This is a genomic window from Lacibacter sp. H407 (assembly GCF_037892605.1).
Lineage (GTDB): Bacteria > Bacteroidota > Bacteroidia > Chitinophagales > Chitinophagaceae > Lacibacter.
In genome coordinates, this window is record NZ_JBBKTU010000001.1 from 3,401,833 (window position 1) to 3,416,866 (window position 15,034).

10 protein-coding genes are annotated in these 15,034 nt (G+C 40.9%); 7 read left to right on the forward strand and 3 right to left on the reverse strand.

Going from position 1 to position 15,034, the window contains the following annotated elements; genetic code table 11:
- The first annotated feature begins 151 nt into the window (after positions 1-151).
- Both WG989_RS14845 and WG989_RS14850 read left to right on the forward strand, forming a co-directional pair.
- Entirely contained in the window at positions 152-2,842 is a 2,691-nt protein-coding gene (locus tag WG989_RS14845; protein ID WP_340430507.1) for a 4-alpha-glucanotransferase, read from the forward strand.
- 457 nt (positions 2,843-3,299) lie between these two features.
- Positions 3,300-4,325, forward strand: coding sequence for a mandelate racemase/muconate lactonizing enzyme family protein (locus tag WG989_RS14850; RefSeq protein WP_340430510.1), 1,026 nt, complete (start codon positions 3,300-3,302; stop codon positions 4,323-4,325).
- 72 nt (positions 4,326-4,397) lie between these two features.
- Here the strand turns inward: WG989_RS14850 and WG989_RS14855 are convergent, their stop codons facing one another.
- On the reverse strand, positions 4,398-5,357 hold the full coding sequence (locus tag WG989_RS14855) for an ROK family protein (protein WP_340430512.1): 960 nt from the start codon (positions 5,355-5,357) through the stop codon (positions 4,398-4,400).
- A gap of 43 nt (positions 5,358-5,400) precedes the next feature.
- Positions 5,401-7,011, reverse strand: coding sequence for an MFS transporter (locus WG989_RS14860; protein WP_340430514.1), 1,611 nt, complete (start codon positions 7,009-7,011; stop codon positions 5,401-5,403).
- A gap of 135 nt (positions 7,012-7,146) precedes the next feature.
- Between WG989_RS14860 and WG989_RS14865 the strand changes: the two genes are divergently transcribed.
- The 5 genes from WG989_RS14865 to WG989_RS14885 all read left to right on the forward strand — a co-directional run bounded on the left by WG989_RS14865 (position 7,147) and on the right by WG989_RS14885 (position 14,257).
- On the forward strand, positions 7,147-8,562 hold the full coding sequence (locus WG989_RS14865; RefSeq protein WP_340430516.1) for a glycogen synthase: 1,416 nt from the start codon (positions 7,147-7,149) through the stop codon (positions 8,560-8,562).
- 36 nt (positions 8,563-8,598) lie between these two features.
- A complete protein-coding gene (locus WG989_RS14870) occupies positions 8,599-9,885 on the forward strand; it encodes a glucose-1-phosphate adenylyltransferase (RefSeq protein WP_340430519.1) in 1,287 nt (428 codons plus the stop codon).
- A 91-nt stretch (positions 9,886-9,976) separates the two neighbouring features.
- Entirely contained in the window at positions 9,977-11,368 is a 1,392-nt protein-coding gene (locus tag WG989_RS14875; protein WP_340430521.1) for an MFS transporter, read from the forward strand.
- A gap of 2 nt (positions 11,369-11,370) precedes the next feature.
- A complete protein-coding gene (locus WG989_RS14880) occupies positions 11,371-13,227 on the forward strand; it encodes an alpha-amylase family glycosyl hydrolase (RefSeq protein ID WP_340430523.1) in 1,857 nt (618 codons plus the stop codon).
- Positions 13,228-13,294: 67 nt separating this feature from the next.
- The gene (locus WG989_RS14885; protein ID WP_340430525.1) at positions 13,295-14,257 is read left to right on the forward strand and encodes an NAD(P)-dependent alcohol dehydrogenase; all 963 of its coding nucleotides are present in this window, start codon (positions 13,295-13,297) and stop codon (positions 14,255-14,257) included.
- A 28-nt stretch (positions 14,258-14,285) separates the two neighbouring features.
- Here WG989_RS14885 and WG989_RS14890 read toward each other — a convergent pair whose 3' ends face one another.
- Positions 14,286-15,029: a GLPGLI family protein gene (locus WG989_RS14890; RefSeq protein ID WP_340430527.1), complete on the reverse strand. Its 744-nt coding sequence runs from the start codon at positions 15,027-15,029 to the stop codon at positions 14,286-14,288.
- Positions 15,030-15,034 lie beyond the last annotated feature (5 nt).

The following is a 15,034-nucleotide window of genomic DNA, read 5'->3' on the forward strand; positions in this document are numbered from 1 at the left end:
CAAGCCGATCGGTGTAGAAAACCGGTCGGCTTTTTTGTACTTCTGCCCGCAAACGTTTGTTGACTTTTTATTTGCACAGCAACCGTTTTTTTGTTGAATTAATGCAGTATAACCATCGGAATTTCACTATTTTACTGCCCAATTGTTGATTATGAAGATTCAATTCTATCTGCGTTTCTCTACGCAGTATGGCCAAACCCTGTTTGTTTCAGGAAACTGCGACGGGCTTGGTAATAACGATTTAGCTGCCGCACTACCCATGCAATACCTGACGGATGAATTCTGGACAGTAACCATTGAATTAAATAAAGATTTCGAAAACCACCTTCAATACAATTATATTCTTCAAAACGAGGACGGTGAGCAGGTAATTGAATGGGGCGATGACCGTATAATTGAGGTGATGAAAATGCAGGTGGATGAATTAACACTCATTGATACCTGGAACCATGCCGGTGAATTTGAAAATGCGTTCTACACCCAACCATTTCAACAGGTATTACTGCCCAAGCGAAAAGAGGGCAAGTCAAAGTCGCTTAAAAACATCACTCATATTTTTAAAGTAAAAGCACCTTTGTTGAAGGCAGATGAAGTGCTTTGCCTGTCGGGAACCAATGAAACATTAACAAAGTGGAGTACAACAGAGCCGGTGTTGATGCAATGTGAAGGCAACTGGTGGACGGCCCGACTGAATTTTTCCAACGAAAGTTTTCCTGTAGCGTATAAGTATGGGGTGTTCAATACCAAAACAAAAACCTTTGTTGGTTTTGAAACAGGCAACAACCGTATCCTGTACGACAGCTATGGAAAAAAGAAGATCAGTGTTCTGCAGGATGGGTTTGCACAATTGCCCAACAATACATGGAAGGGAGCAGGCGTTGCCATTCCTGTGTTTAGTTTACGCACACAAAAAAGTTTAGGTGTTGGTGAGTTTACTGATATTAAAGAATTGGTGAATTGGGCAAAGAAAGTTGATTTGAAATTGATCCAGATATTGCCCATCAACGATACAACCGCAACACATACCTGGCTTGATTCATATCCCTATGCAGCGATCTCTGCTTTCGCATTACATCCCATCTTTTTGAATATTGAAGCGGCAGCAGGCAATGCCAATCATCCTGTTGTAAAGTCATTAAAAAAGAAACAGAAAGAGTTGAATGCGTTGCCCGATGTTGATTACGAAGCGGTGATGAAAGTAAAGTGGGCTGCCATTAAAGAATTATATACTGAGCAAAAGAAAGCAATGCATGAAGATGCTGTGTTTTTTGAGTTCTTTGAATTGAATCGTCATTGGTTGGTTCCTTATGCTGCGTTCAGTCATTTGCGTGATAAATACAAAACGCCTGACTTCAGCCAATGGAAAGCACACAGTGTTTATAACGAAGCAGCTATTCAAAAGTTTGTTGATCCAACACATAAATATTACGATGAAGTAGCGCTTTATTATTTCATCCAATATCATTTGCACCTGCAATTAAAAGATGCAACCGATTATGCACATAGCAATGGTATTGTTGTGAAAGGTGATATACCGATCGGTATTTACAGAAACAGTTGCGATGCTTGGGTTGAACCTGCGTTATACAACATGAGTATGCAGGCAGGTGCACCTCCGGATGATTTTGCAGTGAAAGGACAGAACTGGGGTTTCCCGACATACAACTGGCAACGCATGGCGCAGGACGATTTTAAATGGTGGCGCCAGCGCTTTGAGCAGATGAGTGCGTACTTCGATGCATTCCGCATTGATCATATTCTTGGTTTCTTCCGCATCTGGAGTATTCCCATGCATGCAGTAGAAGGTATCATGGGTTATTTTGTTCCGGCGTTACCTGTACATATCAATGAGTTTGGTCAACGTGGAATATGGTTTGATTATCAACGTCTTTGTCGTCCGTTCATTAACGATTCTGTGTTGGCTGAATTAATGGGAGGAGATACAGAACTATTGAAGCCTTACCTCAACGATATTGGTGAAGGACGATTTGAATTAAAAGAAGCATTCAATACACAACGAAAAGTAGAAGCACATTTTGAACAGTTAGAAAAAAACGATCATCACAATCGCATCAAAACCGGATTGTTTGATTGCATCAGCAATGTGATCTTTTTTGAAGTGGAGGGAAGCAACGGACAACAGTTTCATTTCCGTATCAGCATGAGTTCAACTACTTCGTTCCGTTACCTGGATGATGGTTCAAAACGAAAACTGGATGATTTGTATGTGAATTATTTCTTCCGCCGGCAAGATGATTTCTGGCGCAAAGAAGCATTGGCAAAACTTCCTTATCTGAAACGTTCCACCAATATGCTGGTGTGTGGCGAAGATCTGGGAATGGTGCCCGACTGTGTGCCCGATGTAATGAAGCAAATGGGCATGTTGAGTTTAGAAATTCAACGGATGCCCAAAGACCCCAACACACAATTCTTTCATCCGGCAAATGCGCCTTATCTGAGTGTGGTTACGCCAAGCACACATGATATGAGCACCATTCGTGGATGGTGGGAAGAAGACAGAACGCAAACACAGAAATTCTATACCAACGAATTGAGCCAGCGTGGTGAAGCTCCTTATTTCTGCGAGCCATGGATCGTACGCAGCATTCTTGCACAGCATTTATATTCTCCTGCAATGTGGAGCATTTTTCAAATACAGGAATTGTTAGGGATGAATGAAAAGCTCCGGAGAGAAAATCCAAACGATGAACGCATCAATGTGCCGGCGAATCCCAAAAATTACTGGCGCTACCGCATGCACATCAGTCTCGAAGATCTTCAAAAAGAAGATGAGTTTAACAGTGAAATAAGAGGGTTTGTAATTACGAGCGGGAGAGGATAGAAGTTGTGTAGTTGATAATTGGATAATTGATAATTTTTTCACTTATTGGCATGATAAAGAAATTACCATTCATTGCATTTATAATTATACTAGTATCCTTCATTCCTTATTTGTTATTTTTCATAAGATTTACTCTTAATATACCTATCAAAGTATTTGTTTTGTATCCATTTCTCCGTACACTATGTTTCTTTTTTTGTCCTGTTCTAATATTTGTTTTTTCGCTATTATTAGTAATTACAGGGAATAGATCACAGCGTTTTTGGGGCGTTTTCTCTATTTTTTTATTAGCTGTATCCTATTTTTACTATCTAATTATGGTTGCAAAAAATATATAAATATAGTTTGATGAAGTGTTGAGGTTCGTAATGTGATGGTCAAAACAAATTATGAAAAATCACGATATTGCTTGTCGCCTGACCAACAAGTTTTTTTTCGACAAATTAATAAGATCAAAATGCCTTTAGCAGTAAAATATAAAAAAACAGAACTTCCGTTTCAATATCCGTTCACGATTTCAAAAGGAACAAAAACGCATCAGCCAGCCCTGCTTGTTGAGTTAGAACATCGTGGTGCAAGAGGTTATGGCGAAGCACCTGCCATTGCCTATTATAATCTTCCGGTTGAAAAAATGATCGAAGACCTGGAACGGAAAAAAATATTCGTGGAGAAATTTGCGTTCACCGATCCGGAACGTTACTGGCATTACCTCCATCATTTATTTCCGCAAAATCATTTTTTAGTTTGTGCGTTGGATATTGCAACATGGGATATGTATGGCAAACTCCGCAACAAACCTTTGTATCAACTCTGGAATCTGGATTACAGCAAAGCGCCATTGTGCGATTATACCATCGGTATTGATACGGTTGAAAAAATGGTAGAGAAGATGAAACAAAAGCCCTGGCCCATTTACAAAATAAAAGTAGGCGTGCCCGGCGATGTGGAGCTGGTAGCAGCTTTACGAAAACATACTGATGCTGTGTTTCGTGTGGATGCAAATGCAGGATGGACCTTGGACGAAGCTTTGGAAAAAATTCCGCAGTTGAAAGAACTCGGCGTTGAGTTTGTAGAGCAACCGTTGGCAAAAGATAATTGGGAAGGCATGAAGGTATTGTACAACGAATCATCGCTGCCGTTGATTGCAGATGAAGCTTGTGTGTACGAGAGTGATGTGGAGAAATGCTTTAATCATTTCCATGGTATCAATATCAAGTTAACGAAGTGCAGCGGCATTACGCCTGCCCGACGCATGATCGATAAGGCAAGGGAATTGAATATGAAGACCATGATCGGTTGCATGAATGAATCAACCATTGGTTCAGCAGCCATCGCTCATTTGGCACCGTTAGTAGATTATATTGACATGGATGGTCCGTTGTTACTGGCTGAAGATGTTGCAACAGGCTTGACGTATGACTATGGAAAAGTAGCAGTAAGTGATAAGCCTGGATTAGGAATTCAACTGCTCAAAGATTTTTGATTTGTATAAACAGATCGCAAATAAAAAAGGAGCCAGACAGCTCCTTTTTTATTTATGCAGTGTCAATACTGTTTACGCATCCCAAACCAATGCACTTGCTCCAAGTATGGCAGCATCTGCTTCCTTTAGATCGCTGTACAGGATCTTTACTTTATTTTTAAATATCTGAATCAAATTCATTTCCATTGCCTGTACCGTTGGATTCAGGATCAGGTCGCCTGCTTTGGTTAAGCCACCGAATAAAACAATGGCTTGTGGCGATGAGAACATTACAAAGTTCGCCAAGGCTTCACCCAATATCTGTCCCGTAAATTCAAAGATCTGGTTCGCAATAGCATCACCTTGTTCCGCACATTTGAAAACGGTTTCACTTGTAAGATCATCAATGGCAAAATTGCGCAGCAAACTTGGTGCTTTTGGATTGTCATTGAGCATTTCAATGGCTGTTTCACGTACACCCGTTGCAGATGCATAGGATTCCAATGATCCACGTACTCCTGTTCCTTTGTGTAATCGTCCACCCGGACGAATAACGGTATGTCCTAATTCGCCGGCAAAACCATCATAGCCCAAAACAATTTTTCCATCGATCACAATACCACTCCCTACACCCGTGCCTAAAGTAATGGTGATGAAATGTTTCATGCCTTTGGCAACGCCATACATCATTTCACCCATCGCTGCAGCATTGGCATCGTTGGTGAGTTTTGTAGGAACACCAAATTTTTTCTCGATCAGATCAGCAACAGGAATAATGCCTTTCCATTTCAGATTTGGTGCATATTCAATGGTGCCGGTATAGTAGTTGCCGTTTGGGGCACCTACACCAATTCCTTTGAAATGATCGTTGCCTCCATGATTGGCCATCATCAACCGAAGCTTGCCATGCAATGCTTCAATAAAGTCTTCTGCATTTTCATATTCATCCGTTCGCATACGATCCTGTTCAAGGATGATGCCATGCCGGTCAACAATACCAAACTTGGTATTTGTTCCGCCGATATCAATGCCTACTGCTAAATCCTTATTCATTGTACCTCAATTTTCAATCTGAAAAAATTAGTTGTATAAAAAATTAATGACCTCCGCCACCTATCTGGTTGTCGAAATCAAGTCCTTGTGCTTTCAAAACTGATTTTAATTTCAATGCGATCACTGCCAGTAAACCAAAGCAAAGTGCAGCAATGATATACGAGTAATGAATGCCGATTGCAGGTAAATCGCCCAACGAACCCTGGAATGGAGGAATGATGGCACCACCAAGGATCATCATAATAAGTAATGCAGACCCCTGGCTCGTGTATTTACCTAAGCCACCAACTCCAAGTGAGAAAATACAAGGCCACATAACAGAACAGAATAAACCGCCTGCCATGAACGCATAAACAGAAAGTAATCCGTTTGTAAATACACCGATCAACATTGCAACCATTGCTAAAACAGAAACAGTTACCAAAGTCTTCACTGGTTTTTCCTGTCCGTAGAAGAATGCACCAATTGCAATCATCACACAAACTGAATATAAAAACAGATCAGAAATATCATTACCATAGATGTAGTTCACAAACAAGATCATTGCAAAGGCAATAAACGGAACCACGATCATAGCTAATACTTTACTGTTGCCTTTGAGATTGAATACACTCACGGCACCTGTCCAGCGGCCGATCATTAAGCTTCCCCAGTACAATGAAATGTATTTAGATATTTCACTTTCGTCTAAACCTGTCTCATTAAAATAACCGGGAACTTTTAAGAGTGCACCAAAATTATTATCGATCGTTACTTCTACGCCCACATATACAAAAATGGCAATCATACCAAAGATCAACTGTGGATATTTCATTGCTCCCCATCCTTCGTTATTGCCAATTGCTTTTTTGTTGGAGATCAGCAATACCAAAATCACCGCAAGAATAATAGCGATAAGTAAAGGCAGTTTTGGTATTTCAGTAAGCATACCTACAACAATGGTTGCAACAACAAGTCCTGTCATTACAAGCAATGAAGCAGATGCTTTATTTTCTTTCTCCACTTTTGATTCACTGATGCCTGATGGTAGTTTCGAAAACGTAAAGAAGATTGCAACAGCAGCAAATACACCTGCTACGATCATGTATAATGTGTTGATGTTGGTTACAGTTACTTCTGCTACTTCGCCACCAACTGATCCAAACAAAAAGAAGCTCACAATAATGGGCCCTAACGTTGTACCAAATGAGTTGATACTGCCACCCATGTTTAAACGGTGTGATCCGGTTGAAGGATCGCCAAGCGATATAGCGAATGGTTGCGCCGATGTTTGCTGCAATGAGAAACCAAGCGCCACTACAAAAAACGAAGCAAGAATAGCAGGGAAGGAATTGGCATTGGCCGATGGGATGATCAGCAAGGCGCCTATCACCGAGATCCATAAACCATAGATGATCCCTTTTTTGTACCCGATCTTGTTAATAATGTCGTACCCAAGAATATTTGAAGCAAGGAACAGCACCAATGAGCCAAAAAAGTAGGCTACATAAAATGCCGAACCGATCAGTTGCGATTCAAATTGACTTAGTTCGAAATGTGTTTTACAAAAAGGGATAAAGATGCTGTTGGAAGCGGCAATAAATCCCCAAAAGAAGAAAACGGTCACAAGGGTGCCAAGGGCACCATAGTTGGTTGGTTGTTTGGTCTGATCCATAATCAATCGTTACAATAGTTTGTTTGCAAAGCCTGAAAGTAAAAAGAAAATACGGAGCGAAAAATTATTTGTTGTTTTTTGGTGTAAGCAAAACTCCTTCCTATATTCAACTATCTTTTCTTATAACTCGTTTCAATGGAAATTCTTCATGTAAGCGCAGAGTGTTATCCCGTAGCCAAAGCAGGAGGTTTAGGTGATGTGGTGGGAGCATTACCCAAATATCAACAGGATGCAGGCCACCAGGCCAAAGTAGTAATGCCCATGTACCGTACAAAGTTTCTGCTCAATAACGAATGGGATGTTGTACACAAAGGCTACACAAATATTGGCGATTATTTTTTCGACTACACCATCATTAAAGAAACAACAAACAAACTTGGGTTTGGTCTTTACCTCGTTGATATAAATGGGTTACTCGACCGGGAAAAAGTGTATGGCTATGATGATGATGTGCAACGCTTCACAGCTTTTCAGGTATGTGTGGTAGATTGGCTTGCTGCATGGCAGTTCAAACCTGATGTAGTACATGTGCACGACTATCATGCAGGCCTTATTCCGTTTATGATGCAGCATTGTTACCGTTACAATCAACTGGCATCTATCCCAACTGTTCTTACGATCCATAATGCACAATACCAGGGTTGGATGACATGGGAACAAAGCGTATTACTTCCTCCATATGATGAATGGAAACGTGGTATGCTGGAGTGGGGAAGCAGCATCAACCCGTTGGCAAGTGCTGTTAAATGTGCAACAAAAGTTACAACCGTTAGTAACAGCTACATGGATGAGCTTAGGTATATGAGCAACGGTCTTGAAGCGTTGTTTGAATATGAGAAGGGGAAATGCAGCGGAATATTAAACGGAATTGATACTGAAGTATGGAACCCTGCTTCTGATAAATACATCAAACACGATTACTCACTCGCAACAATGGAGGAAGGCAAAGCCAAAAACAAAGCCCAGCTTTGTGAAACCTTTGGTCTTGATTTCAGTAAGCCGTTGTTTGTTTTCATTGGCCGTTTGGTGGGTGAAAAAGCAGCGGATCTGTTACCCGGTGTAATTGGCGATTCGTTTTATTATATCGGCCGTCGAATGAATTTTTTAATTCTGGGTAGTGGCGAACCGGAAGTGGAAGGAAAACTGAATGGAATGATGTCGGTTTCGCAAGGCGATTACAGTTGTTACATCGGTTACAACGAAGGGCTCAGCCATTTGATGTATGCCGGTGCCGATTTTCTGTTGATGCCGAGCCGTGTTGAACCATGCGGATTAAACCAGATGTATTCCATGCGTTACGGAACCGTACCTTTAGTGCGTAACACCGGCGGACTTCGTGATACAGTAAAAGATGTATTGCTGCCGGATGGTTACGGATTGGTGTTTGACAATGCAACTGTCGGTGAAGTGTGTAATGCTGTATGGCGTGGTTGCGAGTTGTACAACAATAAAGAAAAGTTTACTGCAGCAAGGGAACGCATGATGCAGTTAGACTTTAGCTGGGAGTCAAGTGTTCAACAATATCTTGCTTTATACAAAAGTTTGAAATAATTTTAATTGTCTCTCTACTAAACCTAAACTTGTTATATGAATACGTCAGCATCCAAAAGTACATTAGCCGTTATCCTCGGCGGCGGCGCAGGAACCCGTTTATATCCGTTAACAGCAAGCCGTAGTAAACCTGCCGTTCCCATTGCAGGTAAATACAGGTTGGTTGATATTCCAATTTCGAACTGTATCAATTCAGGCATCAACCGCATGTTTGTATTAACGCAGTTCAATTCAGCATCGTTAAACAAGCATATTAAAAATACATATCACTTCAGCACATTCAGCAGTGCGTTTGTAGATATTCTGGCAGCAGAACAAACACCTGATAATCCGGGATGGTATCAGGGAACTGCTGATGCGGTGCGCCAATGTTTGCGCCACGTACATCAACACGATGCAGATTATGTGTTGATCTTATCAGGGGATCAATTATACCAAATGGATTTTCAGCAAATGATTGCTGATCACATTGCATTGGGTGCCGATATCAGTATTGCCACCATACCTGTTGGCGAACGTGATGCACCGGAGTTTGGTATTTTGAAAGCAGATGATAAAAGCATCATCACCTCGTTCATCGAAAAGCCGAAAAAAGAAGTGCTTGGTGAGTGGGTGAGTGATACAGGAAACGATATGCGCAATGCAGGTCGAGTTTATCTTGCTTCCATGGGTATTTATATCTTCAATAAAAAATTACTCATTGATCTGTTGCAGGATGAATATAAAGATGCCACAGATTTTGGTAAAGAGATCATGCCGGCCTCAATTGAAAAGTATAAAGTAGTCAGTTATCAATACGATGGTTACTGGACAGATATCGGAAATATTTATTCCTTCTTTGAAGCCAACCTTGCTTTAACAGCGGAGATCCCAGATTTTAATTTGTTTGATAATACAAAGCCCGTGTTTACACGTGCACGGATGTTGCCACCGGCAAAGATCAGTGGTACTACATTGGAGAAAACAATCATTGCAGAAGGTTCCATTATTCTTGCCAGCCGTGTGGAGAATAGTGTGATCGGTATTCGTACTCGCATTGGTCATGGAACTACTGTAGTAAGCAGTTACATTATGGGTGGCGATTATTTTGAAACGCTGGAAGAAATGAAACATTCAGCCGAACGTGGTATTCCAAAAATTGGTATTGGCGAACGTTGCTATATCAAGAATACCATTATCGATAAGAACTGCCGTATTGGAAATGATGTTCGTATTAATGGCGGTGCTCATTTGCCGAATACAGATCATTCTCTTTATACTGTGAAAGATGGAATTGTGGTGGTGAAGAAAGGCGCCATTTTGCCCGACGGATTTGTGATTTAAACTTTTTCCCCCGGAAAAGTTTCAGTTAAATAACGATCGATTATGAACCTAAACAGCATCTTCCTTCTGGGGAGGAAGGTGAATGATTGCTATGGCTGCAGGAATTTCTTCAGGTGCTTCATCCCAAAAAGGATTGGTGCCCAAACCTAAATTATCTTTCTGGCAGATCTTTAATATGAGTTTCGGTTTTCTCGGAATTCAATTTGGATTTGCATTACAAAATTCTAACGCAAGTGGTATTCTCCGCAACTATGGAGCAGATGTTGAACATTTGTCGTGGTTTTGGTTAGCAGCACCGGTGGTAGGTTTAATTGTACAACCCATTGTTGGGCATTACAGTGATAACACATGGACAAAACTTGGGCGGAGACGTCCTTATTTTCTTGCAGGCGCTATTCTTTCTTCAGGTGCTTTATGTCTCATGCCGAATGCAGGAATTTTAGGAAGTATCGCTCCATTGGTAATTATCGGTGCCGGGTTTCTGATGATCATGGATGCATGTTTTAATTTGTCGATGGAGCCCTTCCGTGCATTGGTGGCTGACAATCTACCCGATTCACAACGTACATCCGGCTTTTCTATTCAAACATTTTTAATTGGCATTGGTGCGGTATTAGGTTCATGGTTGCCGGCTATCCTTGCTTACTTTGGCGTATCAGAAAGCGCTCCTGATGGAGTAGTGGCCGATAATGTGAAGTATGGTTTTTACATTGGTGCTGCCGTTTTTATCACGAGCATATTGATCACTGTTTTTAAAACGAAAGAATATCCTCCGGCAGAATATGAAAAATATCATGGTAAGAATGAAAGTCACAACAAAGGATTCAGCAGCATTTTTACAGATATAAAAAATATGCCGAAGACGATGAAGCAACTCGGGCTTGTACAGTTTTTCAGTTGGTTTGCGTTGTTTGGGATGTGGGTGTTTACAACCGATACAATTTCAACCCATATTATGGGATTGCCGATCGAAGACAGAAGCTCGGATATGTATCGCAAAGCTCAAAGCTGGACAGGTGTAATTTTTGGTGTGTACAATCTCGTATCAGCAGGATGGGCATTATGCCTTCCATTCATCGCAAAGAAAATCGGACGTAAACAAACACATGCGTTATCACTGTTGATTGGTGGTATTGGGTTGCTATCCATCTTTTTTGCACCCAATAAAGAATTTCTCATCTTTTCAATGATGTGTGTAGGTATTGCCTGGGCAAGTATTTTGGCGATGCCTTATGTTATTTTATCGAGCTCTATTCCCGCAGGTAAAATGGGTATTTACATGGGTATTTTTAATTTCTTTATCACTTTGCCACAAATATTAAACGGAATTATCGGGGGGCCGATGGTGAAGAACATCTACGGTAATCAACCCGTGTATGCAATTATCATGGCTGGTATATTTATGATTTGCGCTGCCGTCAGTGTGATCTATGTATATGATCCCGGTGCAATTAAAATTAAAGAAGAACAATTAAACGCATAGATATGAAAACATTATTTCTTTCGATCAAGTTACTGTTAACAACAGTAACTTTTTCATTTGCACAAAACAGTTATCAATTATATCCATCCAATTGGTGGATCGGGATGAAGTACAACAAACTGCAAGTGATGATCCATGGTGCAGATGTTGGTAAGCATACAGGTTTTGCGATCAACTATCCCGGAGTTACGCTGAACAAAGTGAACAAGTTTAAAAATTCGAATTACATCATACTGGATGTTACGATTACACAAACAGCAAAACCGGGAACCGTTGCGATCCGTTCAAAAGGAACCAATGGCAAAGCGGAGAAATTTGATTTTGTATTGCAGCCTCGCAGGCCCGGAAGAGGATTGGCATTTGCCAATGGAGCCACCTCATCGGATCTGATGTATCTGATTATGCCTGATCGTTTCAGCAATGGAGATGTGTCCAATGATCGTGTGCCCGGCATGCTTGATCAAACCTTGCGTCGTGATACAGTGTTCAATCGTCATGGCGGCGATTTGAAAGGAATAGAAAACAAACTTGATTACTTGAGTGATCTCGGAGTTACGGCGTTATGGCTGAATCCTGTTATTGAAAATGATATGCCGGAACGAACAGAGCATGGCTATGCATTTACAAATCATTACCGTGTTGACCGGAGATTAGGTGGCGATGATGCATACAAACAACTCATCAAAGCTGCACATGCAAAAGGAATGAAAGTAATTCAGGATGCAGTATATAATCATGTAGGGTTGCAACATGTGTTGTTCAAAGATCAACCCGATAGTACATGGTTTCATCGCTGGCCCAAATTCACACAAACAAATTACAAGGATCAGGTTTTGTTTGATCAATACGCAGCAGCATCAGATAAAAAGATCATGAGTGATGGATGGTTTGTAACATCAATGCCTGATTGGGATCAGAGCAATCCGTTTGTTGCGAATTTTTTAATTCAACATGCTGTATGGACGGTTGAAGAATATGGTATCGATGGCTGGCGGATTGACACTTATGCATACAATGATCTCGCATTTATGAATCGTTGCAACAAGGCCTTGTATGATGAATATCCTTCCATCAGCATTTTTGGTGAAACATGGGTGCACGGTGTGCCCAACCAAAGTTTCTTTTGCGAAAACAATTACAATCTTAAATACAAGAGTAACCTGCAGGCCACAACCGATTTTCAAACATTGTTTTATGGTATTCAACCGGCGTGTAATGAGAAATTTGGCTGGACAGAAGGGGTAAACAAACTTTATACAACTGCAGCGCAGGATTTTTTGTATAAGAATCCAATGCGGCAGGTGATCTTTTTAGACAATCACGATCTGCCACGTTTTTATTCTGTAGTGGGAGAGGATACCTCGAAATATAAAATGGCATTCGCCTGGATGCTAACGTTCAGGGGTATTCCACAAATGTATTACGGCAATGAAATATTAATGACCGGATTTACATCGCCGAATGATGGATACGTACGTCAGGATTTTCCCGGCGGATGGGAAGGCGATCAGGCAAATAAATTTACGGAGGCAGGACGCACACAAAAAGAAAATAATATTTTCAATTACATCAAACGATTGGCAAATTACCGCAAAACATCATCGGCTATTAAGACGGGAAAGATGATGCAGTTTTACCCAACAGACGGTGTATATGTGTATTTCCGTTATGATGACAAGCAAACGGTGATGTGTGTAATGAATACCAATGCAGAGCCAAAGACGATCGATCTCAACCGTTTCATGGAACGCATCGGCAGTTCTCAAACAGCATTTGATGTGGCTGCAGGTGTTGCATTTCGTTTAGAGAAGAATTTACAATTGATGCCAATGTCGAATTTGGTATTGGAGTTGAAGTAATATGTCTTGCATTTTTCGAAGAGCGTTTGACATAGTTGTTGAATAAACAAAACCTTATCCATCGATCATGAAAGCAGCTGTTCATACAAAGTACGGTCCGCCGGAAGTAGTAACAATCAGGGAAGTACCCAAACCTGTACCTGCAGCAGGCGAATTATTAGTGAAAGTATATGCATCAACTGTTAACCGAACCGATTGTGGTTTCCGAAGTGCCAGCTATTTTATTTCCCGTTTCTGGAGTGGGTTATTTAAGCCACGTTATCAAACATTAGGCTGCGAATTTGCCGGTGAAGTAGAAGCAGTTGGACTAAATGTAACATCATTTAAACCCGGTGATAAAGTATTTGGTTTTAATGATGTTGAATTCGGCGGACATGCTGAATATCTTGTCATCAAAGAATCAGCAGCAGTAGAGCAAATCCCCGCCGGTTTTGATTTTCATAACGCTGCTGCATTAACTGAAGGTGCACATTATGCATTGTGCGATTTGCGTGCAGCTAGAGAAGAGAGTGGTCAAAACGTAATGGTCTATGGCGCAACAGGAGCCATCGGCTCGGCAGCTGTACAACTTTTGAAACACATGGATGCAATTGTAACTGCAGTTTGTGGCACAACAGATGTTGCAATGGTACGATCGCTTGGTGCAGATGTGGTTGTTGATTACCAACAAACAGATTTCACAAAAACTGCAACAAAGTTTGATGTGGTATTCGATGCCGTTGGCAAAACTTCATTTTCAGTTTGTAAAAAAATACTTGCTCCCAAAGGAATATATATCTCCACAGAATTAGGAAAGGGTGGAGCGAATGTATTCCTTGCATTATTGACTCCGCTTGGTGGCGGAAAGAAAGTGTTATTTCCATTGCCCACGATCAATAAAGCTGATATGGTTTATTTAAAAGAACTTGCTGAACAAAAGAAATTCAAACCATTGATTGACCGAAGCTATCCGTTGTCCGAAATTGTAGAAGCGTATAAGTATGTGGAAACCGGACAAAAAAAAGGCAATGTTATTATAACAATTGCCTGATGAAGTTTGAATAATGATTTCTTTACTGCTAAAGCAAACTGGTCCACAATCGCCTCGCACCTTCTTTTCCCCAATCACTCATGGCTTTGCTCAGGTCTTTTTCATACGTGTTCCATGTTACGGTTTTGCCTTTTTGTTTAGGAGCAAGTGTTACAGCCGATGGCTCCTTCAATTCAACCTTTGTCGCAAACCAGGTCATTTGTAAACGTGGTACTGCAAGCCCCAGTATCATACCGGGCAAGCCGCCAAAACTTTCAGGTCCGCTGCTAACAGTGATCTCTTCTGTATAAAATGCAACAATGTAAACACTATCGCAGATAATGGTTACTGCTTTGCGGCATTCAAAGCCTGCGATGGTTCTTGTTTCGTTAGTAATGCGCCATTGATAATTGCGGATGCTGTCTTTTACTAAATAAGTTTGCTCAAAAATATCACGTTGCAAAGAAATCTGGTTGTTACGCATATCTTTTACCACAACATCCGTTTCACTTGGTTTGCGGCCCCACACATATTTTCCAGCCGGATCCTCCTTCAGCATTTTGTACATCGTTTTCTCCTCGTTGAATTCCATCACATACGTTTCGCTCACCATTTTTGGATACGATTTTTTCATTTCCACCATCCATGGGTTGTCTTCATTTTCCCCTTCAAAAAAAACAAACTGATTTGTTCGTTTTTCAAATTCAATGCGTCCGTTGCCAATGAATTTAACTTGTGCCTCAGCAGCAAACCCGATTGCGATTATGAGAATTGATAAAAAATATTTTTTCATGTTTG

Bases quoted from the DNA above. Each gene is read 5' to 3' on its own strand.
- WG989_RS14870 (WP_340430519.1), top strand. From the start codon at position 8,599: ATGAATACGTCAGCATCCAAAAGTACATTAGCCGTTATCCTCGGCGGC.
- WG989_RS14865 (WP_340430516.1), top strand. From the start codon at position 7,147: ATGGAAATTCTTCATGTAAGCGCAGAGTGTTATCCCGTAGCCAAAGCA.
- WG989_RS14845 (WP_340430507.1), top strand. From the start codon at position 152: ATGAAGATTCAATTCTATCTGCGTTTCTCTACGCAGTATGGCCAAACC.
- WG989_RS14850 (WP_340430510.1), top strand. From the start codon at position 3,300: ATGCCTTTAGCAGTAAAATATAAAAAAACAGAACTTCCGTTTCAATAT.
- WG989_RS14875 (WP_340430521.1), top strand. From the start codon at position 9,977: ATGGCTGCAGGAATTTCTTCAGGTGCTTCATCCCAAAAAGGATTGGTG.
- WG989_RS14890 (WP_340430527.1), bottom strand. From the start codon at position 15,029: ATGAAAAAATATTTTTTATCAATTCTCATAATCGCAATCGGGTTTGCT.
- WG989_RS14855 (WP_340430512.1), bottom strand. From the start codon at position 5,357: ATGAATAAGGATTTAGCAGTAGGCATTGATATCGGCGGAACAAATACC.
- WG989_RS14860 (WP_340430514.1), bottom strand. From the start codon at position 7,011: ATGGATCAGACCAAACAACCAACCAACTATGGTGCCCTTGGCACCCTT.
- WG989_RS14880 (WP_340430523.1), top strand. From the start codon at position 11,371: ATGAAAACATTATTTCTTTCGATCAAGTTACTGTTAACAACAGTAACT.
- WG989_RS14885 (WP_340430525.1), top strand. From the start codon at position 13,295: ATGAAAGCAGCTGTTCATACAAAGTACGGTCCGCCGGAAGTAGTAACA.